Genomic DNA, 24,916 nt, shown 5'->3' with positions numbered 1-24,916 from the left:
CTCTGCGAGCTCATCAGGCTTTTTGGTTTTAGATCTCGCCGGGGCGCAAAGGCGCGGAGGGTTTTAAAGCATCATTCTGTTGCCCTCTTCGTGCCCTTCGCGTTCTTCGTGATTAACGACTTTTTTCAGACCACGAAGTGCTCGAAGAGCACGAAGAATGGAATTTGTTAACCATCGAGTATCAGAGCGCCACATAGTTTGAAAAACGACTATCAGAGCTGTCTGCTGATAACGTCCTCCTCAACGCTGACAACTTAAATACCCATGGCATAGCGGGTCACCTGTTTTTTAAGCGGTCCGGCATGCTGAGCCAGCCTTAAACCTAAGCGGCGCAGCTGTGTGACCGGCAGAATTTCGGTGCTGAACGTTTTGTAGATCACATCCATGGCCGACATCATCAGCAGATTATCCGGCCTGCGTTTACGCTCATAGCGAGTCAGAGCCTGGCCGAGCTGATGGGCGCTATCCAGCCAGCTTTTATCCTCCAGCTCCGTCATTAAACAGGCAACATCTTTAAAGCCAAGGTTCAGGCCCTGCCCGGCCAGCGGATTAATGGTATGGGCAGCGTCTCCAATCAACACGGCGTTGTTTGTCACATATTCACTGGCATGCTGTCTGCTCAGCGGGAAAGATGCCCTGGAAAGGATGTCAAAATCCATCAGCTCTGCGGGAAATGCCTGTTTAATTTCTGTTTTGAGATCGCTGTCAGACAAGGCTTTCAGCCACTGGATCTGCTCCGCCTGGTGATACCATACCAGCGAGGCATAGCCATCATACAAGGGTAAAAAAGCCATAGGCCCACTGGGAACAAACTGTTGCCAGGTAATATCCTGCTGCGGAGCATGGGTTTTCACACTCACCGCCAGGGCCTGTTGCTTATACTGCCAGCCACAGATGCCAATACCCAGTTGCTGACGCACTTTCGAGTGCCCTCCATCTGCGCCAATTAAAAGCGCCGCAGATATTTCACTGCCATCAGTCAGGATTACATTATTGGTATTCTGCTCAACAAAGCAGTCTAATCCGGCATTAAACCATTTTACCCGGCTGCTTTGTTGTAAGACCTCATAAAGCGCACGCTGAATCAGGCTGTTCTCAATAATATGCCCGAGTTGACGGGCAGGAATATCTTCGGCAGTAAAATCCGTGCGGGCGCCGTCCTCCCACACCGATAAACGCCGGTATGGGCAGACCCGCATCGCCTCAAGGCTTTGCCAGGCGCCCAGTTGCTCAAGCAAAGTACGAGACGCGGCGCTGATAGCCGAAACTCTGATATCCGGCACTGAATCTGCGGCAAAGGGAGCCGGCATGTGCGGCTCAACCACCGCAACAGAATAGTTCTGACGGGCAAGTCCCAGCGCCATTGCAGCGCCGGTCATACTGCCGCCAATCACCATTACGTCAAATTTTTGCATCGTCTTTTTTGTCATATTCATACTGCCCGAATCGTACCACGATTAACGACCGCCTCTGGCGACAAACAGCTGTTTTTTCTCTGTTTGTAAGCATACATAACTGTGGCGGTGTTCTGACACAGATTATTACAACAGCAATACAACCTTTGAGATGTTAAAGGCTACATATAGTACAGCAGTCATCAATAATTTAATCAGTGAGTCCGTTATGAAAATCTCTATCAAAGCCCTGTTGCTGAGCCTAGCATTAACCAGCAGCAGTTTTTCCGCCTTGTCTGCCAGTCAGACAAATGAGTATATGCAATACAGCTTTCACTACAGCTTCAGTGAGAAAGTCGATCTGGCGCTGACCCATTACCTGCAATTTAAGCAGGAGATGGAGCATCTGCTGAGCAGTGATATCGATGAGCAAACAGAAGATTTTTTCCGTCAGTATCAACAACAGGCCTCACAAAAGCTGGCCAGGCGTCCAACTAGGTTAACAGATGCTCTGAGTAACCATCCCGACAGTCAGGCAACATACGAATAACTGCGTTCCCTTGGCCACTTCCGCTCCCAACCAACACACATTTATGGAAGTGGCCTTTTTACGCGCTAAATAACTGTACGGGCTTCTGATAAAATACCGCTCTTTTTTCAAGCATACGGAATATCATGGGCTCACCCGTTGTTGTCGGTGCCATTTGTCTGATAGTTGCCGAAGCGCTGTTCGCCGGGATTGGTGCACTGGTAAAGCATCTCAGCACTGATATGAACCAGTTTCAGCTGGTATTTTTCCGCAACCTGTTTGCTCTTATTGCGCTGATGCCCTGGATACTGAGAATGGGCAAAGTCGGACTTAAGACAGAGCATTTTGGTCTGCACCTGTTGCGTTCTACCTCCGGACTGATTGCCATGTACTGTTTTTTCTATGTGCTGGCCCACATTCCGCTGGCGCAGGCGATGATGGCTCTGCTGGTGGCACCTTTTATTGTGCCGATTATCGCCCGCATCTGGCTCAAAGAGCTGATCAGCCATAAGAGCCTGATGGCTATCGGCCTGGGCTTTATCGGCGCGGGCTTTATCCTGCGCCCGGAAGGGGAAAACATGAACCTCTTTATTCTGCTGGCACTGATCTGTGCCACCCTGGTGGCCTTTACAAAGTGCACTATCCGTAAGCTCTCAGGTTCAGAGCCACCGGCCCGCATCGTATTTTACTTCACCTTTCTGGCCACAATCGTATCGCTTGTTCCCATGCTGTTAAACTGGCACGCCCTGCCCGAAGCCGTGTGGAAATGGCTCGGATTAATGGGAGTGATGGCTGCAGCCGGGCAACTGTTGATGACCAAAGCCTTTCAACTGGCTTCGCCGGTACGCATCGGTCTGCTCACCTATTCCAGTGTCTTTTTTGCCGCTTTGCTGGGCTATATTTTCTGGGCAGAGCCTATTTCTGCAGGCTTGATTGGCGGGGCGGTACTGATCATCTGGGCGGCCAACATGACCCTGCGTCAGCGGTGGTTGTGGTGATCCCGCGACCTGGACATTTCAGTTATGTTGTCACTACTTATGTTTTAATCAAAGACCCGCGGCGGCATTACTGGCATAGCATGGCATTTGGCGGTAAAATAGCCGGTCTGATTTTACGTCGATTTCTATTTTCATCAGGAAGGTTGAGCGCGTTGAACACCTTCCTTTTTTAGTTTTTAAGGCAGTATGAGCAAGAAACTCTTTATTAAAACCTGGGGTTGCCAGATGAACGAGTATGACTCGGAGAAAATGGCCGACCTGCTTGATTCAACTCATGGTTACCAGGCCACCGAAAATCCTGAGGATGCCGATATCATCCTGCTGAATACCTGTTCCATACGTGAAAAGGCGCAGGAAAAGGTGTTCCATCAGCTTGGTCGCTGGAAAAACCTGAAAAAGACCAACCCCGGACTGATAATAGGTGTCGGCGGCTGTGTGGCCTCTCAGGAAGGGGATCATATCCGTGAGCGCGCCCCTTTTGTGGATATCGTGTTTGGGCCGCAAACACTGCACCGTCTGCCGGAGATGATCAACCAGGTCAAAGGGGATAAAAACCCGGTGGTAGATATCAGCTTCCCCGAGATTGAAAAGTTTGATCGGCTGCCAGAGCCCAGAGCCGAAGGGCCCACTGCTTTTGTTTCAATTATGGAAGGCTGTTCCAAATACTGCAGTTTCTGTGTGGTGCCCTACACCCGCGGCGAAGAAGTCAGCCGCCCGGCCGATGATGTAATTTTTGAGATTGCGCAACTGGCGCAGCAGGGTGTGCGTGAAGTCAACCTGCTGGGGCAGAACGTTAACGCCTATCGCGGCGAGCAATATGACGGCAGTATCTGTACTTTTGCCGAACTGTTGCAACTGGTTGCTGCCATCGACGGTATCGATCGTATTCGCTATACCACCTCACATCCGGTGGAGTTTACCGATGATATTATCCAGGCCTACACGGAAATTCCTGAACTGGTGGATCATCTGCATTTGCCGGTGCAAAGTGGTTCAGATCGCATTCTGGCATTGATGAAGCGCGGCCATACTGCCATTGAGTACAAATCCAAGATCCGTAAGCTGAAAAAAGTCCGCCCCAATTTAAGCATGTCATCAGATTTTATCATCGGCTTCCCCGGTGAGACCGATGCCGATTTTGAGGCCACTATGGATCTCATCCAGGCGATGGACTTTGATCTTAGCTTCAGTTTTATCTACAGCGCCCGTCCCGGCACTCCGGCGGCCGATGTGCCTGATGATGTCAGTGAAGACACCAAGAAGCAGCGTCTGCAGCTGTTACAGCAACGTATTACCCAGCAGGCCATGCGTATTGCCCGCAATATGCTTGGCACAGAGCAGCGCATTCTGGTGGAAGGCCCTTCGAAGAAAAACCCGATGGAGCTCTCCGGCCGTACAGAGAACAACCGGGTGGTTAACTTTGAAGGCAGCCCGGATATGATTGGGGAATTTGTCGATGTGAAGATTGTCGATGTGTTTGCCAATTCCCTGCGCGGCGAGCTGGTCAGGCGGGAACAGGACATGGGCCTGCGGGTCAGCGTGGCACCACAGACCATTATCCGCAAGCAGGCCGTCAGCCAGCCTGACGGGCTGGGTGTGGGTCAACATATACCAACTTAGGAGTCCTCTTTGTCCAACACTCTTGTCAGTAATGAAATTGTACTGGAACCTAATGATCACAAGCGCTTATCCAGCCTGTGTGGTCCCTTTGATGACAATATCAAACAGATTGAACGCCGTTTAGGGGTGGAAATCAGCTACCGCGACAATCACTTCAAGGTGCTGGGCAAGTCGCAGCAGGCGGTGGCCACCTCTGAGCTGTTGAAGTTGCTGTATATCGAAACCCAGCCGGTGAAAGGCCAGATCCCGGATCTGGCGCCGGAAAAAGTACACCTGGCAATTCAGGAAGCCAAGTGTCTGGAGCAGGCAGAAGCAGGCAAGTACGGCAAAGAAGTGCATATCAAGACCAAAAGAGGCGTAGTCAAACCCCGCAACCCGCACCAGTCTCAGTATGTGCAGAATATTGTCAGCCATGATATCTGCTTTGGCGTAGGGCCTGCCGGTACCGGTAAAACCTACCTGGCGGTAGCCAGTGCCGTGGACGCCCTTGAGCGTCAGGAAATCCGTCGTATTCTGCTGACCCGCCCGGCAGTGGAAGCCGGCGAAAAGCTGGGTTTTTTACCCGGGGATCTGTCGCAAAAAGTCGATCCTTATCTGCGTCCCTTATATGACGCCCTGTTCGAAATGCTTGGCTTTGAGAAAGTGGAAAAGCTGATTGAGCGCAATATTATCGAAGTGGCACCGCTGGCCTATATGCGTGGCCGCACCCTCAATGATGCCTTTATTATTCTGGATGAGAGTCAGAACACCACGGTGGAACAAATGAAGATGTTCCTGACCCGCATCGGTTTTAACTCCAAGGCCGTGATCACCGGTGATATCACTCAGGTGGACTTACCCCGCGGTGCCCGCAGTGGCCTGCGCCACGCTATCGAAGTGCTCAAAGACGTCAACGACATTTCATTTAACTTCTTTAATGCCAACGATGTGGTGCGCCACCCTGTGGTCACCCGTATCGTCATGGCCTATGAAGAACATGAGCGTGAACAGGAAATACTGCGCGAGAAAAAACAGCAGGCCATGCGCGAACAACAAAATAACAACCAGCCCTCTGGCGGAAAATCTTCCGGGTGAGCGCCTTACTGGATCTGCAGGTTGCCTGCGAAGGTATGCAGTTACCCACAGCTGATCATTTTCAGCTGTGGCTGGATGCGGCTCTGGACGGAGCCGGCCATCCGGGAGCAGAGATCACCATACGCCTGGTCAGCAGCGAAGAAAGCCAACAGCTTAATCAGCAGTACCGGGACCGCCCGAAGCCAACCAATGTATTGTCATTTCCCTTTGAAGCGCCAGCCGGAATACCGATAAACCTGCTTGGCGATCTGGTGATCTGCGCAGAGGTGGTTGAACAGGAGGCCAGGGCGCAAAACAAGCCGTTATTGCACCATTGGGCCCATATGACGATTCATGGCGCCTTGCATTTGCTCGGCTACGACCATATAGATGACGAAGATGCCAGGCAGATGGAAGAGATGGAAATCGCCATCCTGGCAAAATTAGCAATTGACGATCCCTATCAGGATCAGGAATGATATTACTCTTGTTGAGAGTGATAACCCTCACTAATTAAAAGACTGGAGCTCATGAGCGACGACAACCCCCACTCTAGTAACGGTTCTGCCAATAAGGGCTGGCTGGAAAAGATAGTTCAGACCTTTTCGGGAGAACCGCAAAACCGCGAAGAACTGGCCGAGGTGATCACCGAAGCCGAGCAACGGGAGGTGATCGATTCAGCCACCCGGGAAATGATTGATGGTGTACTGGAGATCAGTGAAATGCGCGTGCGGGACATTATGATCCCCAGAGCGCAAATCGTTACCATCGGCATTGAGCAAAGCGTAAAAGAGTTTTTGCCGGTGATGCTGGAATCGGCTCACTCCAGATTCCCGGTGATTAATGAAGACAAAGATCATATCGAGGGCATTTTACTGGCCAAAGATCTGCTGACCTATGCCTTCTCGCCGGAAAAAGAGTTCAAACTCAAAGATGTGCTCCGCCCTGCCATTATTGTACCTGAAAGCAAAAGAGTGGATGTGCTGCTGCGCGAGTTTCGCGAAGAGCGCTACCATATGGCCATTGTTGTGGATGAGTACGGCGGCGTGTCAGGACTGGTAACCATTGAGGATATTCTGGAGCTGATTGTGGGTGAAATTGAAGATGAGCATGATGTGGACGAGCAGGAACAGGATAATATCCGCCCGCTGAATAAATACACTTACTCGGTCAAGGCACTGACGTCGGTAGAGGATTTTAATCAATTTTTTGAAACCGGCTTCAGCGAAGAAGAAGCCGATACCATAGGCGGTATTGTGCTCAAGGCCTTCGGCCATATGCCCATGCGTGACGAGGCAGTGGAGATCGGTGGTATCGAGTTTCGGGTTGCGCATGCCGACAAGCGCCGCCTGATTCAACTTAAAGTGAGTTTACCCCGCCAGGATGACGACGATCAAAAAGGCTGACCGGTTAATTCCCTGCTCCCTGGCGGCGCTCGCCGGGGCGGGATTAACCCTCAGCTATGCCCCTTTTTCGCACTGGTATCTGACGCCGCTATTACTGGCCGCTTTGTTCTGGTTATTGGAACAAAAAGGCAGGGCTTTCCCGGCCCGGCTGGGATTCTGTTTCGGTTTAGGCTGGTTCGGAGCCGGCATCAGTTGGGTGCATGTCAGCATTGCTGATTTTGGCGGCCTGCCGCTGGCCGGATCTATCGGTCTGATGCTGTTGCTTTGTGCCTATCTGGCGCTGTATCCGGCACTGGCCTGCTGGATTCTGGTAAAAGCTTTCCAACAGAAATACTGGCCCCTGGCCATTCCTTTTATCTGGCTGCTGACTGAATGGCTGCGTAGCTGGGTATTAACCGGCTTTCCCTGGTTATCTATTGGCTACAGCCAGATCGACAGCCCCCTCGCCGGCTGGATGCCGGTTATCGGTGAAACCGGCGTCAGTCTTTTGCTGGTGATGTTTGCCTGTGCACTGGCCTGGCTGATACCGCGTAAAAATTGGCTTATCGCGGCACTGTTACTTATCACCCTTTATGGCGGTGGCTATCTTACCGGCCAGTATCAGTGGACAACACCGAAAAACAAACAGGTCGATGTGGTTATGGTGCAGGGCAATATCAAGCAGGAACTTCGCTGGGTTCCGGAACAGGATATTCCCACCATGAACAAATACCGGCAGATGACCGAACCTCATCTGGATGCCGATTTGATTATCTGGCCTGAAGCCGCTGTGCCTAAGCTTGAGCCTATGGCACTGAATTACCTGGCAGAACTGGACCAGCAACTTGCCAGTCAGGGCTCCGGATTAATCACCGGTGTCGTCAACTACAACTTTGAATCAGGCAATGCCTACAATCAATTGGTTGGCCTGGGCAGTCAGAATGGCGAGAAACAGGGTCACTATGCCTACCCTCACGCCAACCGCTATGCCAAACACCACCTGCTGCCTATCGGCGAGTTTATTCCCATGGAAGACTGGCTCAGAGGGCTGGCGCCGATTTTTGATTTGCCGATGTCTTCATTCAGCCGAGGCGACTATCAGCAAACTAACCTGACGGCTAACGGTTACCGTCTGGCTCCGGCCATTTGCTTCGAGATTGCCTTTCCACGACAGGTAAGTGCCAATTTGCATCCCTACACAGATTTTATCCTTACAGTCAGCAATGACGCCTGGTTTGGTCGTTCCCATGGGCCACACCAGCATATGGAGATTGCCAGAGTCAGAGCCAGAGAGTTTGGTTTGCCGGTATTAAGGGCCACCAACAATGGTATTACCGGCGTGATTGATGCTGATGGCCGCATAATGGATCAGTTACCACAATTTGAAGCCGACGTACTAAGAACACAGGTGCCTTTATATAAAGGCACCACACCCTATGCCCGGTTTGGTGAGCTATGGACGATCATTCTCAGCCTGTTAGCCGCCGTTTTAGCGCTGTGGTTACCCCGCAGTGCCAGGTTTTTATCCTGAAAATACCGCATCCCGAAGTCTTGCCCTTGTGCAGGGTGAGCTCAGGCCCTAAGCTGTAACCCTTATTCTTATCCGGAAATAACCATGCAAATCAGACTCTTTATCAGCCTGCTTCTGGTCAGTGTTGGCCTTCAGGCACAATCCCTGGTGCTTAAAGCCGATGCCATGCTCGATGTTCACAGCGGCAAGCTGATCGCTAATCCGCTGGTGGTGATTAAAGACAATCGTATTTTACAGATTGGTAGTCAGAACCAGCTCAGCATTCCCGAAGATGCCAAAGTGCTGGAACTGAAGGGGCAAACTTTGTTGCCGGGGCTGATGGATATGCATGTGCACCTGAACAGTGACGCCAGACTGCATGGATATAAACGCCTGGCTCAGTCACTGCCACGTAAAACTCTTACCGGGGTGAGTAATGCCAGAAAGACCATCGAAACAGGTTTTACTACTGTCAGAAATGTGGGCGCTCCTGGCTATGCAGATATTGCCTTACGCGATGCCATTGCCGAGGGTGAACTGATAGGGCCGCGCATCTTTGCCGCCGGTATGTCGCTGGGGATCACCGGCGGTCACTGCGATAACAACCTGTTACCTTACGAATATCAGGATAAATCTGCTGCTGCCGCTGACGGCCCCTGGCAGGTTCGTGAAAAAGTCCGCATGAACGTGAAATACGGTGCCGACTGGATCAAGTTTTGCGCAACAGGTGGCGTATTGTCCAAAGGCACCAAAGTGGGAGCCCAACAATACAGTCAGCAAGAGATGGACGCCCTGGTGGATGAAGCCAGCCTGCGCGGTATTGGCGTCGCTGCCCATGCCCACGGTCTGAGTGGCATTAAGGCGGCGATCCGAGCCGGTGTCACCAGTGTTGAACACGCCAGCTTTCTGGATGAAGAGGCCATAAATCTTGCGCTGGAGAAAGGCACCTATCTGTCTATGGATATCTACACCACAGAATATATTCTCGGTGAAGGAGAGAAGGCCGGTATTCTTGAAGAGAGTCTGGCCAAAGAACGTCTGGTGGGCAGCAAACAGCGTGAGAGCTTCAGCAGCGCGGTCAAGGCTGGTGTTAAAATGGTGTTTGGATCTGACGCCGGTGTTTACCCCCATGGACAGAATGCCAGACAATTCTCACGCATGGTGAAATTTGGCATGACACCCCTGCAGGCTATCCAGGCCGCGACGATTAATTCCGCCACCATGCTGGGTGAACGGGACAATCTGGGCAGTCTGGAGCAAGGTAAACTGGCCGATATTATCGCCGTGCCGGGAAATCCTCTGGAAAATATCAGCCTGCTGGAACAAGTCAGTTGGGTATTTAAGGAAGGACAACTGATAACACGTCCCTGAGTCTCGGTATATTAGATTCCCGATAAGGTGTCTCAACCACCTTATCGCTATTGATACCAATCTACCGGTAGCCAGGCCCCTTCTGAGCTGCTCTGAGAGAGCAATTGTCTGTGCGGATTGGTATAAACCTGCTGATTGACCTCCAACTTAACTTCCGTATAATTCGCCGCCAAGCTTTATGACACTTTTGTGTCATTTTTATGTACTTTTTTTGACAGGCGAGCTTATGTTTCAACAAGCCGGTTTCAAATTTATATTGATAGTCCTATTAACTTCAGCCAGCTCAGCGGCTCTTGCAGTTGACGAATGGTGGAATGCCTTCAGCGCTAAAACCAAGGTACAGGAATACGGTGTTGGAATTGAATCTGAACAGAAAATGCGTGACGGCACTGACCTCTATCTGACAAACATCAAGCTGAGTGTAAGCCGGGCCCTGACAGACAGTCTGACAGGGGGGTTAGAAGTGCGCTATGAGAATACTGAGAGCCTCAGTGGTTCGCATACCGATGAAACCCGTATCACACCCTATATCACCCATAAGATGTCCCTGAATCCAGACTGGAGTTTTGCCAGCCGACTGAAAGCCGAAAATCGCTGGCGTCACGGTGACCATGTCTTGCGGGGCAGATTAAGAGGTAAGCTCAGCCGCAGTTTTGACGGCTATAGTCTGTTCGGCAGCTACGAATACTTCTACTATCTGACCGACAATAGCCGTTTTGATAAGTCACGCAGCGCCCTGGGATACAGCAGAGCACTCACCTCTCGTTGGGGACTGGAACTATATTGCCTGTATCAAAACAACAGTAACAATACCTCAGAGCATGTGCTGGGCAGTAAATTCAGTTACAAATTCTGACTCATTCTGCCAGACTGATACGCGGACCAAACCACTGGCGTAACCTTGCCAGTGGCGTCAATACCAGGCCATTACCCAATAGCACCAGAGCAAATCCGCCAAGGGTGTAGGCATTCCAGACAAAGCCTTCAAACCAGATACTCAATATCACCGCCACCAGCGGAAACAATACAATTACATAACTGGCCTTTTCCGGGCCGATATTCTTCAGCAATGCAAAATACGTGGCAAAGGCAATCACGGTGCCAAATACCGCCAGATACAGCAGACTCAGGATATAGGCAGGGCGAAGATCAAAACTGAAGCTGGCACCGCTGGCCCACACGACCCCGCTCAGCATCAGTGCGCCATACAGCATGCCCCAGGCATTCCCCTGTAACACCCCGACTTCACGCCTGGAATTACGCACGCTGACCATATTGCCAAAAGAAGCGATCAGGGTACCGGCCAAGGCCAACATTAACCCCAGCAGGGTGGTGCTGGCCAGTTCAAGGCTCTGCAGATCTTTGTAAAACAACATGGCAATGCCGGCAATCCCCAGCAAGGCGCCCACATAAATACGACCGGCTACGGGTTTACCAAAAAACAGTCTGGTATTAACGATATTCATCATCAGCAAAGTCGAAAAGGCGATGGAGGCCAGTGCCGAAGTAAGGTGCTCCTGCGCCCAATACAACACCAGATAGTTGAAGCCAAAATTACAAGCGGCCAGCAGCATAAAAAAGCCATGTTGCACCAGGCTATAGCCCATCGGCAATTTCCGGTACAGGCAATACCCCCACATCAGCAGCGCAGCCATGGCAAAGCGATACACCAATGAAACTTCAGGCGCAACCGTACCAAGCTGAAATTCAATCGCCAGCCAGGTGGAACCCCAGATCAATACTGTCACCATATAAAGCAGTGTGTTTTTCATCGGTTCAGAACAAAAGTTTAATCAGTCAGTAGCCATAGCTTACTATCGATCTGTATACTTACCATATACAGTTTTTAGAAAAGTGACCTATACAGTTTAAATGAACAGGCAGATAGATCGTCAGGAAAATCGCTACCTGTACCGGCAGGTGGCAGATCTTATCCGTGATATGCGTGATAACGGTACCCTCAGAGCAGGCGATCGTATTCCTTCCCTGCGCAACCTGGCTGAAAAACTCAGGATCAGTATTCCCACTGTCAGGCAGGCCTATGAGGAGCTAGAACGTATCGGTTTACTCGAGTCCCGTCCTAAATCCGGGTATTACCTCACCAGTTTCAGTACCCGATCCAGCTCGCCACGCAAAACGCGAATGGCGGCCAATGCGGTGCCGGTCAGCCGTCAGGAACTGATTGAACAGGTCCATAACGCCGTACATACGCCTGGTGCAGTGCCTTTTGGTATCAGTAATCCGGTTGGGGCACTGCCCAACGACAGGGCTCTGGCCAGATGGACGCGCAGGGTGATGAGCAGCGCCAGGGAGCATGCCATAGGTTACGGACCTTTCGCGGGGTTTGAGCCGCTGAGAAGACAACTGGTATTGCGCTATCTGGATATGGGGCTGAATACCACCCCTGAACAGCTGGTGATCACCAACGGTGCTCAGGAAGCTCTGGCCATATCTCTGCAATTGCTGGCCAAACCCGGTGATATTATTGCCGTAGAGTCACCCTGCTATTTTGGCATTCTGGAGCTGATCGAAAGTCTGGGCATGCTGGCCTATGAAATCCCCTTATGCGCCGAAACCGGCCTGAGCCTGGATGATGTGGCCAGCGCCATTGAAAAACACCCGATAAAAGCCTGTGTGTTTTCGTCCTCCATTACCAATCCAATGGGTGTAAGGCTGAGCGAAGACGATAAACAGGCTCTGGTGTCGTTACTGGAAAATAAAAACATTGGCCTTATTGAAGATGATGTATACGGCGATCTGTATTTCGACAGCCAACGGGGCAAGCCCGCGCAATGTTATTCACAGAAAGGCCTGGTGATTACCTGTTCCTCATTTTCCAAAACCGCCGCACCCGGGCACCGGGTTGGCTGGCTGCTGAGTCCTGAATACGCCGCAGCCGCTGCCAGGCTTAAACGGGCGTTGTCATGCTCCTCGGCACTGTTAAATCAATGGGCATTGACAGAATATCTGGTCAGCGGTGAGTACGACCGCTATCTGCGCCAGTTACGCCAGGTGCTGTTTACCAACAAAGAGCGCATGCGTGCCTGTATTCTGGACAGTTTTGGCGATCATATACGTCTGACCAATCCAGCTGGCGGGGCCGTTTTGTGGCTGGAGCTGCATCGTAAAACTGACGGCAGCCAGCTTTTTCATCAGGCTTTAGATGCGGGTATCAGTCTGATGCCCGGCACCCTGTTCGCCCCTTCTGATCGCTACCGTCATTGTGTGCGGCTTAGCTATGGTCTGCCCTGGACGGATAAGGTCGAAGAGGCATTGTTACGCCTTGGAAAAATAGTAGCATCCAGAGAAAGGCAAGAATAACCACAGAGTCACAGAGAACACAGAGGGCATTGAAGTATTTACGGTTTAATCTTCTTTATTTCTCTGTGCCCTTCGTGTCTCTGTGGTGAAATTTCTTTTTCGTGTTTTGGATTGAAGCATCAGGCGTAGGCGTATTCACCACCAGCTTTAAGGGCTTTTTGATAGGCTTCGCGACTATGGATTTGCGCCACATAAGCACAGATATTGGGGTGTGTTTGTTCTTCGGCCAGCCCACGTGCTACTGCGGCTTCCAGAGGGAAGCTCATCTGTATATCTGCCCCTGTTGGCTGATGACCTGCCAGCCACTGACGGCCTTCAAGTTGTTGCTCGACAAAAGCAAAATTATTTTTAAGGTTAGGGCCGATAAAGGATTTCATCGCCTTATCGGCAATTTTTCTGGCAACGGGTCTTATAAAAAACGGCATCGGGCTGGTACGTACCTTATCCATCACCAGTTTCAGCAACATGGGCGGCATCAGTGAGCCTTCGGCAAAATGCAGCCAGTAGTGATAGGCTTCATGCTCATCGCCGGACTCTGCCGGGATCCAGTCTTGCTTGCCATAGCGGCTGCACAAATAATGAATAATGGCGCCGGATTCGGCTAACACCTTATCACCGTCGGTCAGAAGCGGCGATTTGCCGAGCGGGTGCACAGCCTTGAGACTGTCCGGTGCCAGCATAGTCTTACTGTCGCGCTGATAATGTTGAATCTGATAGTCCAGTCCAAGTTCTTCCAGCAGCCAGAGGATCCGCTGTGAACGGCTGTTATTAAGATGATGCAGAGTAAGCATGAAAATCCTTGTTGTAAGTATGATGGCTGATAATACGCAAGTACTGACATTGCGATCAGTTTTGATTGCGTAATAACGACATGGTTTGTTTTACCTGCTCCAGCACCACAACATAAGGATAGGCCTCAAGTCTTGCAAATCCGGGCATCTTCGCAGCCTTGAGCAAGGTGGTATCGGGAGTGCGGATACCACAGAGAAAACGCGCCAGCGCTTCGTTGCAGACCGGTTTTTGTAACTGCTCTGCTGCATCCAGATAAGGCTGACACCAGTCACTCAGCGATGCCGACGGCAGGGGCGGCAAACTCCCCGGTGCTGGCAGCACTGCGGGCTGGCCCCGACAAACGGAACAATGTCCACAATGCTTTGGTGCCTGTTCGTCTGCGAAATAACGCGCCAGCGCCTGGCTCAGGCATTGCTCCCCCTCAAACAGTGCCAGCATCGCATCAATACGTTTTATTTCACTGTTCTGACGAGTAACAAAAAGCGCATAGAGCCGGGATGACAATACGTCAACCTGCCAGCTGCTATCGATAATTTCGTACACCTCAGTCATTTTGCTGCTTTGCAGTTCAATCCATTCCTTGTCACTGAAATACTCCAGTGCCGTTAGCGCGCGCTTACGATCCCCCTGGTACTGTTGCCAGAGCAAATCAAAATCCACACTGTGCCAGGTCTTCGCCTTCGCAGAAGCAGCAAACAGCTGGCTGACAAATTGCCGTCGTTCCCCTTCAAAACGGTTAATAATCTCATCTTCCGGCATCCGGGTTTTAAACTTGTATTCGGCGAAATAACTGAATTTGGGTGCGAGCACGCCTTGTAACTGCAGGTAAACCAGCAAGGTTTTCAACGGTAACTGGCGAATATTACTCTGGGCAGACAGGCTATATAACTGAATCGCCCAGTCACCGGTTTGCTGCTTAATCTGTTCCAATACCAGAGCAATACCTTGCTTATCCGGCGTGTCACCATAAACAAAATTCTGTAACAAGGTCAGGTGGCTTCTGTTTGCCAGCACAGTACAAAAAGCGGTTTTGCCATCGCGCCCGGCGCGACCAATTTCCTGACTGTAATTCTCTATGGATTTAGGCAGATCGAAATGAATAACCCGGCGAATATCGGCCTTATCAATGCCCATACCAAAGGCAATAGTAGCAACAATACAAGGGGTTACACCTGACATGAAATCCCTTTGCACCTGTTCGCGCCGCTCACTGTCCATACCGGCATGATAGGCCTGCGCCTCGATGCCGGACTGCTTTAGCTGCTGTGCAACCTGCTCAGCAGTGTGTTGCAGCGTCACATAGACGATACTGGAAACCTTTGAGTCGGCGCCAAGTAAATCCTTTAACACCGCCAGCTTCTGCGCTTCGCCAACCCCCATCACAGACAAGTCCAGATTCTGCCGATAAAAGCCGGTTACCACCACATTGTCTTTAGCGATGGAAAATTTACTGCACATGTCTTCTATCACAGCAGGAGTTGCAGTAGCAGTGAGCAGCAGCACCTGAGGAATATTCAGGTCTTGCCGGTACTGTGGCAGTTTCAGATAATCGGGACGAAAGTTGTGCCCCCACTCAGAAATACAATGAGCCTCATCCACCACCAACAGTGACAGCGGCACCTGAGCAATAAAATGGCGGAAGCGCTCATTTTTAAGGCGCTCCACCGAAATCATCAGGATTTTCAGTTTACCGCTGCGGGCGTCCGCCATCACCTGTTGTTGCTGGTCGTGACTCTGCTGTGAATCGATACTTCCGGCCGCAATGCCCTTTTGTTGCAAAAAGCTCAATTGATCCTGCATCAGTGCTAATAAGGGTGATACGACCAGGGTCAGATGGGGCAAATGCAGAGCCGGTAACTGATAACATAAGGATTTACCGGAACCAGTAGGAAAAATAGCCGCTGCCGACTGACCGTTGAGCACCGCTTCAACCACCTCTTGCTGACCCGGCCTGAGCTGATTAAACCCGAATATCTTTTGCAGGCTTTGCTGGTACATGATCCTTCCTTAGTTGTGACCGCGGTATGACCGCTAAGTATAACGCACTGTAAAATGGCAGAACTGATCTGTTTACACTGCCAGTCTATATCCAGTTGAACACAGGCGATTTTTTTGTTCAGGAAAATCGTCTTATCCACAAACTAATTCGATAAATTGCAACACAGAGATGGCAAATAGGGTCTAACCTTTTAAAGACAACCTGTTAAAAAGGTGTCCTTATTTCCTATTAGCAAGTCCAGTGATTATCCCGGAGGTGGTTTATGGGTATTTTCGAACACTACCAACAACGATACGAAGCCCACAAGGAAGAAGAGTACAGCATCAGCGAGTTTCTCGAGCTGTGTAAGCAGGACAAGTCGGCCTATGCCAATGCTGCAGAGCGTCTGTTGCTGGCAATTGGCGAGCCTCAGACTCTGGATACTTCGCAGGATCCAGCCCTCAGCCGCATCTTCTCAAACCGTGTTATCTCCCACTACCCGGCCTTCGATGATTTTTTTGGTATGGAGGAGTCCATAGAGCAGATTGTCTCCTATCTCAAACATGCCGCTCAGGGTCTGGAAGAGAAAAAACAGATCCTGTATTTGTTAGGCCCTGTAGGCGGCGGTAAATCCTCACTGGCCGAAAAACTTAAGGAACTGATGCAAAAAGTGCCGGTTTACTGCATCAAAGGCTCTCCGGTCAACGATCATCCTCTGTGTTTGTTTGATATCAACGAAGACGGTGAGATTCTGGAAAAGGAATACGGCATTCCAGGCCGCTATCTGAAAACCATTATGTCACCCTGGGCCAGAAAGCGACTGCATGAGTACAACGGCGATGTGTCGCAGTTCCGCGTGGTAAAAATGCACCCGTCAGTACTGGATCAGGTAGCGGTCGCCAAAACCGAGCCCGGTGATGACAATAACCAGGACATCTCATCTTTGGTGGGTAAAGTGGATATCCGCAAACTGGAGCAGTTTGCCCAGAATGATCCTGACGCCTACAGCTATTCCGGCGCTCTGTGCAAAGCCAATCAGGGACTGATGGAATTTGTTGAGATGTTCAAAGCACCGATTAAGGTGCTGCACCCATTACTGACAGCGACTCAGGAAGGAAACTATAACCCCACAGAAGGGTTTTCTGCCCTGCCCTTCGACGGCATTATTCTGGCCCACTCCAATGAATCTGAGTGGATGAGTTTTCGCAATAACCGCAACAACGAGGCCTTCCTGGACCGGGTCTATATCGTCAAAGTGCCTTACTGCCTGCGTATGACCGAAGAGCAGAAAATCTACCGCAAACTGATTGAAAACAGTGAGCTCAGTGGTGCGCCCTGTGCCCCCGGCACACTGGAGATCCTGTCTCAGTTCACTGTGCTGTCACGGCTTAAAGAGCCGGAAAACTCCAGCATTTATTCGAAAATGCGGGTGTATGACGGTGAAAGCCTTAAAGATACCGATCCCAAAGCCAAGTCTTATCAGGAATACCGTGACTATGCCGGTGTCGATGAGGGCATGGAGGGATTAAGTACCCGTTTTGCCTTTAAGATCCTCTCAAAGGTATTCAACTTCGATGCGCAGGAAGTGGCCGCCAATCCGGTACACCTGTTTTATGTGCTGGAGCGGCAAATTGAACGGGAACAGTTTCCGCCTGAAACTGCCGAGCGTTATAAAGAGTTTCTCAAAGGTTATCTGATCCCCAAATATGTGGAATTTATCGGCAAAGAGATCCAGACCGCCTACCTGGAGTCATATTCAGAGTACGGACAGAACCTGTTTGACCGTTATGTCACTTATGCCGACTTCTGGATCCAGGATCAGGAGTATCGCGACCCGGAAACCGGCCAGTTATTTGACCGTGAAGCCCTGAATGCCGAGCTGGAGAAAATAGAAAAGCCCGCAGGGATCAGCAACCCCAAAGATTTTCGCAATGAGATCGTTAACTTTGTGCTGCGTGCCAGAGCCAATAACAAAGGCAAAAACCCCGCATGGACCAGCTATGAGAAATTGCGCACCGTCATCGAGAAGAAAATGTTCTCCAACACCGAAGACTTGCTGCCGGTGATTTCCTTTAATGCCAAGAGCAGCGCGGAAGATCAGCAAAAACACGATGATTTTGTCAAACGTATGACCGAAAAAGGCTATACCAGAAAACAGGTCAGGTTGTTATGTGAGTGGTATCTGCGCGTTCGCAAGTCATCTTAAGGTGCACAGGAGAGCAGTATGGCGCACTTTATCGACAGAAGAGAGAACAGCAAAGGCAAGAGTACGGTCAACCGTCAGCGTTTTATCCGCCGCTATAAGCAGCAGATAAAAAAGGCGGTTTCCGATGCCATCAGTAAACGCAGTGTCACTGATGTGGAAACGGGCGAGAGTGTTAATATTCCCACCCGGGATATCAGGGAACCAATATTTCACACCGGTAAGGGTGGCGAGCGGGATATGGTACACCCCGGTAACGATCAGTTCAGTCAGGGAGATCGTATTCAGCGCCCACTGGGCGGCCAGTCCGGTGGCAGCGGAGAGGGTGAAGCCTCAGACAGCGGCGAAGGGGAAGACGACTTCGTATTTCAGATTTCCAAAGACGAATATCTGGATCTGCTGTTTGAAGATCTGGCCCTGCCCAACCTGAAAAAGACGCAACTGGACAAACTGGTTGAGTACAAAACCTATCGAAGCGGTTTTAAAACCGACGGCGTACCCAGCAACCTGGATATTATTCGTTCCCTGCGCGGCTCCATGGCCCGGCGTATCGCCTTAACCGGAGGTAAACGTCGCCAATTGCGTGAGCTGGAAGAAGAGCTTGAAGCCCTGAAAAAGGATAAACATGATCATCAACTGGACATTACCCGGCTGGAAGCCGAAATCGCCGAGCTCAAGGCCCGTATCGCCAAAGTGCCGTTTCTGGATGCCATTGACCTGCGCTTTCGCAATTTTGAAAAACGTCCTCTGCCCACCAGTAAGGCAGTGATGTTCTGCCTGATGGATGTATCCGGCTCCATGGATCAGGCCACTAAGGATATGGCCAAGCGCTTTTATATACTGCTCTATCTGTTTCTGACCCGCACCTACAAAAATGTAGAGGTGGTGTATATCCGCCATCACACCCAGGCAAAAGAGGTGGATGAACACGAATTTTTCTACTCACAGGAAACCGGCGGCACCATCGTCTCCAGTGCATTGAAGCTGATGGATGAGATTATTCAGGCTCGCTATCCCAGTAACGAATGGAATATCTATGCCGCTCAGGCCTCAGATGGTGATAACTGGGCCGATGACTCACCACAGTGCACCGAACTACTGGTGAACAAACTACTGCCGGTGGTGCGCTACTACGCCTATATCGAAATTACCCAGCGTCAGCACCAGAGTCTGTGGCGCCAATATGAAAGCCTGACCGGTGTGTTCGATAACTTCGCCATAAAGCATATCCGCGATGTGGAAGATATCTACCCGGTATTCAGAGAGCTGTTCAAAAAACAGGCAGCGTAAAACAGCTTATTGACGACCATTAAAAAAGCCAGATAGAGTTTCTATCTGGCTTTCTCTGTTTTACAGCACTCAGGTCAGGCCAACATCAGGGCCTCAATCAGTTAGCTGTCTGCTTTCTGCGTGTCAGCACGAGCCCGACTAAGCCTAAGCCCAACAAGGTTAACGGCAGTGGCTCTGGCACCGCGACAACATCTGTCTCGCCAAGCTCGATCTGGAACGTGGCACTACCACCTGTAAAGTTAAAAATGTCCGGCATACTATCGTAGCTGATATGCAGACTGTCGGCAGTAAAAGACAAACCGGGAACAACTCCTACATCGGTAAGGTCATCGCTCAGCAAACTGATGCCTGTGATACTTTGCCCGGGCTGAGAGAAAACAATATTGCTTATCCAGGCATCAAAAATCTGGAAGTCCAACAAATCCTGAGAATCAAGGGTCAGAATATTGGTCGCAGCATCAAAATCCATCCATACAACACCGCCACTCCAGTTATCCGGGTTTTGCACAAAATGGGTATTATTCAGTTCTGCACCGGCCCCAATGGACTGACCAAGGGTTTCATAAATCAGTGGCAGGCCATTCCGGTAGTCAGGCAGGTTTGCTTCAGTACGAAAATCAGCAGAAATCAGAGTGGCTTTTGCAGTAAAGCTAAGCAAAAGGGTTATTCCCAAAACAGATCCCATACGACATAATTTGGTGACAGACATCTTTGAGTACCTCGTTAAGACTTAAAACAATTTTACAGTCACCAAAACTAAAGCAAATAACATGCCAGCCATATTTATCAATAACTTATGTTGTTCAATGCGATCACTTGTTAAATATTTCGACACTCTATTCTGTATATCCAGTACTGTTGTTCAAGCCGGGGATAAACACTGAAGTAACCGTTTTAGATTACATTTTACAATGTAATCTATTTGGGTTACTTTTATACGACCACTTATCACTTTGACAAAACAATATGGCCGAATATGCGGTACTCACAGGGGATCTGATAGATTCAGGTAAAATCCCTTCTGAGCAGTATGATAACCTGTTATATCAGCTGAATCAGTTGCTTACCACAGTCAGTACAGCACAGGGCCGCTATAATATTTTCCGGGGGATGCCTTTCAGCTATTACTACCTGATCCTGACAGAGCGATATCAGGCATGCTGATTATCCGCCTGGGCCTGATAAGCCATGGGTGGGACGCCCGCATCAGCACAGGCTTCGGCAGTGTCAGTAATCCCAGAGCCGATATCAAAACCGCTACAGGAGAGGCCTTCACCCTGTCCGGTAAGGGGCTGGACAATATGACTACCCAGCAGCGCCTGAGCATTAACAGTTCGAATCAGCAATACCAGTTTCATATGCCCTTATTATTGCAATTTGCCGACACCCTTATCAGCCAAATCAGTAAGAGACAGGCCTGTGCATTGTATGAATACTTTACTTTGGCCGATAATAGTCATCAGGCCATTGCCCGGCGTCTGGACAGCTCAAGGGTCAATGCCACCCGTTTACTGAATCAGGGTCATTATCAGTTGTTGCAGGAATTTGTTCTGCACAGCCAACAACTCTTTAAAAGGTGTTTTCATGGATGAATTACTGTTACTCGTTGCTTTGCTGATTGGTCACCTGCTGGCGGACTTCTATTTCCAGCCACTAAGCTGGATAAAGGATCGACAGCAATGCCATTACCGCTCGATAAAGCTGATTTATCATGGGCTGCTGCACGCATCTTTATCTCTGCTGATACTGGTATGCTGGCAAACCTGGTATGGCTGGGGTTTTACTCTGACTCAGCCGTTAATATTGGCAATCGTGCTGGGGTTGAGCCACTACGCCATCGACCTGATAAAATCCTACTGTCCAAGAAATCTGTATTTTTTTGTGCTCGATCAGATCTTGCACCTGCTGGTGCTGATATGGATATGGCTGCAGACATCTCAGGCCTGGCAGCTTACAGAATACTTCTGGCAACACCTGCTCAACCTCAACACGCTGCTGCTGTTAAGCGCTTATCTGATTGTTCTGCGTCCGTTTTCCTTCATGATTGCCATGGCACTGAAGAAGTGGCATACCGAAAGCGACAGCAGTCTGCCCAGTGCCGGCCACGTTATTGGCCTGATTGAAAGAACATTGATCCTGACTTTTGTTTTGTTAGAACAATATGCAGGCATTGGCTTTTTACTGGCGGCCAAGTCCATATTTCGCTTCGGTGATCTCACCCGGCAACAGGATCGTCAGCTTACCGAGTATGTGATGCTTGGTACCCTGCTCAGCACCACCATGACTATTCTGCTGGGCCTGGGTGTACGAGCCCTGATTAACTGGCAGTGACGGCGTTCACTAAAACTGTAAATCACCCTAATCTCTGTGCTTTATAACTTGTCAGGGCTTGTATTTTTCACCGCCATATCCATATTAGCAATAACACCGCAGATTTCGTCGGCATGATGCAGCAACAGACCCAACACCGCAGTCGGATCCCTCAATGGCTCTTATTAAGCCTCAGTGCCTGGGTATGCCTGTTATATGTTGAGCCGGTCAATAGCAGCGGATTAGCCGATGCCAGCAAAGCACTGCAGCAGGATCCGGTGCAAAGCCACCTTACATGGGCTGAAGAAGAGCCTGACACTGATGATATCAATGTCAGCTTCAACACAGATCCTCCCTGTTTTGACAGTTTCTGGCAGATATCTGTCGCACAGACTTCCCATCAACAGCATGATATTCCTGGCTATCAGCCCAGGGCTCCACCACCGCAGCGTCACAGATAAGTACTAATTACCCCCGGGGGGACCGCCACTCTCTGCCTGTCGGACTGCCCGGGATACGCTGCTTGAATTGGTTGGAGACAACAAATGCTGTATAAAAAATTGAAAACGCTGGGTCTGGATAAGATTGGTCAATACTGCACAGAACATACTACCCCCGTGCTGGACTTACAAAGCCCGGTATCTTCTTTACTCAACACCTTCTGCGGGGCTTCCCCCCTGATCGTGGATAAATATGCCGGAATCGATGACGTTGTTTTCCGCATGCAGAAAAACCAGAGCAAGTACGCTTTGGTGAGTCAAAGTCCTTCAGGGATCATAGGGTTAATCAGCTATGCCGATCTCTGTAGCCGCAAGGTTTTGATCACCTGCGAATGCAAAGGCCTCAGAAGAACTGAGCTCAACGCCGAAGACATGATGATTCCCAGAGAAAAGTTAAAGGGTATCCGATACCAGGAATTAGAGTCAGCCACAGTCGGTGAACTACTCCATACCATGCAACAATTGGATGAAGAGTTTGCGATGGTTGTGGATGAGCAGGATCAACTGTGCGGGGTCATCTGTATTCGGGAAATTCTGAGGGCAATGAAAATCCCTCAGAATACGAATATCACAGCCCATAGCTTTAAAGATATTTTCAATATCATCCACAACCACGCCGAGTTGACCTGAATAACAGATTAGAAATCAGGTGATAAACCCAGGCGCACCCGATGCGCCTGGTATACCATTTTTCTCAGACTAGGCATCTACCCACTCCAGAGGGGTAACCTCTGGCAGGCTCCAGACAAAGTCCTCGCCCATTAACTGTGATGGCGTAATACTGCCTGTGGCGCTTACTTCGCCATTTATCACCGCACTGACCATCGCCAGAGGCGCCGTAATAGTCAGGTCGTAACCGTTAGGCGTGGTAAAACGGGCGGTACGCTTATTGCCCTGCTCATCCCATACCTGCCCCCAAAGGTAGGTCGGGCTGGCCTGACGCAGGTTTTCGTCCGGACCGGAGATCTTCTTTTCGATTTGCTTTTTAGTCATATTCTGCACAAAAGACAAACCATAGAACCAGCGCCATTTCTGGATTTTGTGCATCTTTGCCACCGTTTTGGGATGCACGGGCACATACACCGCCACATTTTCTATGCCGGTACTGTGATAAGCCGTACTGACATCCCCCCAGGGAATGGTCATGGCCAGGCGCTCGCCTTCACCAAAATCGATCTGCCGGGTTTTAGAGTAAATACCTTTAATGCTGCCATTCTCACGAACCTGACATAGCCCTCCCATACTCTCGACAGAGGTTTTTGCGGTGCCCGGACTAAGATGTTTGGCAGCCTTATACGCCAGCTCAAGATGCGTCGCACCAGGCAGCGCCTGTTTCAGTTTTGCCGCCAGGCAGTCTGTTGGTACCACATCAAAACCCACACCGGGGCAAACCATTATGCCTGCCTCTTTGGCGCGCTGGCTCACCTCAGCACTATGGGCATGTTCAAACACCGCAATCTCGCCGGTAATATCAAAATAATGGGTGGAGGTGTCAATACAGGCCTCCAGCATAGGTTTGTGCGTAGCAGAGAAAGGGCCGGCACAATGCAGCACCAGTGTCATGTCTTTGAGACTTTCACGCAATTTTTGCCCTTCTGAGAGATCGACAATCACCGCCTCCAGTCCAAGTTGTTTTGCCAGAGCATTAACCTTCTCTTTATTACGGCCTGCCAATACCGGTGTCATACCACGTTTTTTTGCTTCTCTGGCAATTAACTCCGCGCTATAGCCATTGGCACCGTATATCATCCACTTGTTCTGCATAATTGCTCCGTCAGAAATTTTCTTGTTATTCGCTAAGCCTATTAATTTCATAAACCTTAGCAAGATTCAAACAATTGTATGAATTAAATTTGGCAAGCCCGCGTTTAAGCCCAAAACGAAGTGCCAACAAGAATCACTACCATTTATTAATACGTTGATTTAAAAAGTAAAAATTCATATTTCCTGACATTTAGGCTAAACTTGGGCACTAAGGTTTACCAATATCAACAGGACTCAATATGAAAGGTAATGCCAAAGTCATCGATGCGCTTAATCGACTGCTGGCGAACGAACTTACCGCCATGGATCAGTACTTCATCCACTCCCGTATGTATCAGGACTGGGGACTGAATAAGCTGTTTGAACGTATCGATCATGAATTCAATGATGAAAAAGATCACGCCAGCGCTTTAATCGAACGCATTCTGTTTCTTGAGGGTACGCCGGATATGGCGACCAGAGAGAGCATTGCTGTGGGCAAAGACGTGCCCTCAATGCTGCAAAACGATCTGGATCTGGAATACGGGGTACAAAAACTGCTCAAAGATACGATAAAACTCTGTGAGCAGGAGCAGGATTTTGTCAGCCGCAATATGCTTACTACCCTGCTTAAAGACACCGAGGAAGATCACGCTTACTGGCTGGAGCAACAGCTTCGCCTGATTAAGCTTATGGGCCTGCCCAACTATCAGCAGTCACAGATGTAATCAGCTGATAAGACGTCATCGGGGGGCGCCAATTGCCCCTCCCTGGCCAGATATGATTTTCACTTCCCTGTCAGCATTCTCAGATCCACTCTCCTATGCTTTCTCACCACCCACACCACATTGAAGCAGTTAACACCATTTAGCATCAGATAAGCCATTACAGGTTCAGCTAACGATCAGAGTCTATTCCC

Annotated in this window: 24 protein-coding genes; 18 read left to right on the top strand and 6 right to left on the bottom strand. The window is 50.0% G+C overall.

What is annotated here, in order from left to right; all coding sequences use genetic code 11:
* Positions 1-254: 254 nt before the first annotated feature.
* On the bottom strand, positions 255-1,430 hold the full coding sequence (locus tag AT746_RS07440) for an FAD-dependent monooxygenase (protein WP_231731040.1): 1,176 nt from the start codon (positions 1,428-1,430) through the stop codon (positions 255-257).
* A 193-nt stretch (positions 1,431-1,623) separates the two neighbouring features.
* Between AT746_RS07440 and AT746_RS07435 the strand changes: the two genes are divergently transcribed.
* The 9 genes from AT746_RS07435 to AT746_RS07395 all read left to right on the top strand — a co-directional run bounded on the left by AT746_RS07435 (position 1,624) and on the right by AT746_RS07395 (position 10,716).
* Complete coding sequence (locus AT746_RS07435; RefSeq protein WP_062478543.1) at positions 1,624-1,944, top strand: hypothetical protein; 321 nt, start codon at positions 1,624-1,626, stop codon at positions 1,942-1,944.
* Positions 1,945-2,069: 125 nt separating this feature from the next.
* Positions 2,070-2,921, top strand: a complete 852-nt coding sequence (locus tag AT746_RS07430; protein WP_062478540.1) for a DMT family transporter — start codon at positions 2,070-2,072, stop codon at positions 2,919-2,921.
* Positions 2,922-3,107: 186 nt separating this feature from the next.
* Positions 3,108-4,541, top strand: coding sequence for a tRNA (N6-isopentenyl adenosine(37)-C2)-methylthiotransferase MiaB (gene miaB, locus AT746_RS07425; protein ID WP_062478537.1), 1,434 nt, complete (start codon positions 3,108-3,110; stop codon positions 4,539-4,541).
* Between the two features lie 9 nt (positions 4,542-4,550).
* Positions 4,551-5,615, top strand: a complete 1,065-nt coding sequence (locus AT746_RS07420) for a PhoH family protein (RefSeq protein WP_062478534.1) — start codon at positions 4,551-4,553, stop codon at positions 5,613-5,615.
* Positions 5,612-6,073, top strand: coding sequence for an rRNA maturation RNase YbeY (gene ybeY, locus AT746_RS07415; protein WP_062478531.1), 462 nt, complete (start codon positions 5,612-5,614; stop codon positions 6,071-6,073). Before AT746_RS07420 ends, ybeY begins: the two co-directional genes overlap by 4 nt.
* Positions 6,074-6,124: 51 nt before the next feature.
* Positions 6,125-7,000, top strand: coding sequence for a CNNM family magnesium/cobalt transport protein CorC (gene corC, locus AT746_RS07410; RefSeq protein ID WP_062478523.1), 876 nt, complete (start codon positions 6,125-6,127; stop codon positions 6,998-7,000).
* Positions 6,978-8,510, top strand: a complete 1,533-nt coding sequence (gene lnt, locus AT746_RS07405; protein ID WP_082633185.1) for an apolipoprotein N-acyltransferase — start codon at positions 6,978-6,980, stop codon at positions 8,508-8,510. Before corC ends, lnt begins: the two co-directional genes overlap by 23 nt.
* Positions 8,511-8,594: 84 nt before the next feature.
* Positions 8,595-9,860 carry a metal-dependent hydrolase family protein gene (locus AT746_RS07400; RefSeq protein WP_062478520.1) on the top strand — a complete coding sequence of 422 codons (1,266 nt, stop codon included), beginning with the start codon at positions 8,595-8,597 and terminating at the stop codon, positions 9,858-9,860.
* A 226-nt stretch (positions 9,861-10,086) separates the two neighbouring features.
* Positions 10,087-10,716 (top strand): DUF2490 domain-containing protein, encoded by a 630-nt coding sequence (locus tag AT746_RS07395; protein ID WP_062478517.1) that lies wholly within the window; start codon positions 10,087-10,089, stop codon positions 10,714-10,716.
* A gap of 1 nt (position 10,717) precedes the next feature.
* On the opposite strand, the gene AT746_RS07390 is transcribed toward AT746_RS07395, so the two are convergent.
* Positions 10,718-11,632 carry a DMT family transporter gene (locus tag AT746_RS07390; protein WP_062478514.1) on the bottom strand — a complete coding sequence of 305 codons (915 nt, stop codon included), beginning with the start codon at positions 11,630-11,632 and terminating at the stop codon, positions 10,718-10,720.
* Positions 11,633-11,732: 100 nt separating this feature from the next.
* On the opposite strand from AT746_RS07390, the gene AT746_RS07385 reads away from it, so the two are divergent.
* On the top strand, positions 11,733-13,181 hold the full coding sequence (locus AT746_RS07385; protein ID WP_062478511.1) for a PLP-dependent aminotransferase family protein: 1,449 nt from the start codon (positions 11,733-11,735) through the stop codon (positions 13,179-13,181).
* A gap of 119 nt (positions 13,182-13,300) precedes the next feature.
* On the opposite strand, the gene AT746_RS07380 is transcribed toward AT746_RS07385, so the two are convergent.
* Both AT746_RS07380 and AT746_RS07375 read right to left on the bottom strand, forming a co-directional pair.
* Positions 13,301-13,972 (bottom strand): glutathione S-transferase, encoded by a 672-nt coding sequence (locus tag AT746_RS07380; RefSeq protein WP_062478508.1) that lies wholly within the window; start codon positions 13,970-13,972, stop codon positions 13,301-13,303.
* Positions 13,973-14,027: 55 nt separating this feature from the next.
* Positions 14,028-15,971 (bottom strand): RecQ family ATP-dependent DNA helicase, encoded by a 1,944-nt coding sequence (locus AT746_RS07375; RefSeq protein WP_062478505.1) that lies wholly within the window; start codon positions 15,969-15,971, stop codon positions 14,028-14,030.
* 263 nt (positions 15,972-16,234) lie between these two features.
* On the opposite strand from AT746_RS07375, the gene AT746_RS07370 reads away from it, so the two are divergent.
* On the top strand, positions 16,235-18,157 hold the full coding sequence (locus AT746_RS07370; RefSeq protein ID WP_062478501.1) for a PrkA family serine protein kinase: 1,923 nt from the start codon (positions 16,235-16,237) through the stop codon (positions 18,155-18,157).
* An 18-nt stretch (positions 18,158-18,175) separates the two neighbouring features.
* Positions 18,176-19,444 carry a YeaH/YhbH family protein gene (locus AT746_RS07365; protein ID WP_062478498.1) on the top strand — a complete coding sequence of 423 codons (1,269 nt, stop codon included), beginning with the start codon at positions 18,176-18,178 and terminating at the stop codon, positions 19,442-19,444.
* Positions 19,445-19,541: 97 nt separating this feature from the next.
* Here AT746_RS07365 and AT746_RS07360 read toward each other — a convergent pair whose 3' ends face one another.
* Positions 19,542-20,117, bottom strand: a complete 576-nt coding sequence (locus AT746_RS07360) for a PEP-CTERM sorting domain-containing protein (RefSeq protein WP_197414341.1) — start codon at positions 20,115-20,117, stop codon at positions 19,542-19,544.
* Positions 20,118-20,410: 293 nt separating this feature from the next.
* On the opposite strand from AT746_RS07360, the gene AT746_RS07355 reads away from it, so the two are divergent.
* From AT746_RS07355 to AT746_RS07335, 5 genes are all read left to right on the top strand, one after another.
* Entirely contained in the window at positions 20,411-20,608 is a 198-nt protein-coding gene (locus tag AT746_RS07355) for a hypothetical protein (RefSeq protein WP_062478492.1), read from the top strand.
* Complete coding sequence (locus AT746_RS07350; protein ID WP_062478489.1) at positions 20,602-21,036, top strand: hypothetical protein; 435 nt, start codon at positions 20,602-20,604, stop codon at positions 21,034-21,036. The genes AT746_RS07355 and AT746_RS07350 overlap by 7 nt, the downstream gene beginning before the upstream one ends.
* Positions 21,029-21,775, top strand: coding sequence for a DUF3307 domain-containing protein (locus AT746_RS07345; RefSeq protein WP_062478486.1), 747 nt, complete (start codon positions 21,029-21,031; stop codon positions 21,773-21,775). The genes AT746_RS07350 and AT746_RS07345 overlap by 8 nt, the downstream gene beginning before the upstream one ends.
* 113 nt (positions 21,776-21,888) lie before the next feature.
* Positions 21,889-22,215, top strand: coding sequence for a hypothetical protein (locus AT746_RS07340; protein ID WP_062478483.1), 327 nt, complete (start codon positions 21,889-21,891; stop codon positions 22,213-22,215).
* 84 nt (positions 22,216-22,299) lie between these two features.
* Positions 22,300-22,884 (top strand): CBS domain-containing protein, encoded by a 585-nt coding sequence (locus tag AT746_RS07335; protein WP_062478480.1) that lies wholly within the window; start codon positions 22,300-22,302, stop codon positions 22,882-22,884.
* A 69-nt stretch (positions 22,885-22,953) separates the two neighbouring features.
* Here the strand turns inward: AT746_RS07335 and AT746_RS07330 are convergent, their stop codons facing one another.
* Positions 22,954-24,018 (bottom strand): saccharopine dehydrogenase family protein, encoded by a 1,065-nt coding sequence (locus tag AT746_RS07330; RefSeq protein WP_062478477.1) that lies wholly within the window; start codon positions 24,016-24,018, stop codon positions 22,954-22,956.
* 239 nt (positions 24,019-24,257) lie between these two features.
* Between AT746_RS07330 and bfr the strand changes: the two genes are divergently transcribed.
* Entirely contained in the window at positions 24,258-24,725 is a 468-nt protein-coding gene (bfr, locus tag AT746_RS07325; protein WP_062478474.1) for a bacterioferritin, read from the top strand.
* The last annotated feature ends 191 nt before the right edge of the window (positions 24,726-24,916 follow it).

The organism is Lacimicrobium alkaliphilum (assembly GCF_001466725.1).
Lineage (GTDB): Bacteria > Pseudomonadota > Gammaproteobacteria > Enterobacterales > Alteromonadaceae > Lacimicrobium > Lacimicrobium alkaliphilum_B.
This window is presented reverse-complemented; position numbering and strand designations above follow the sequence as displayed.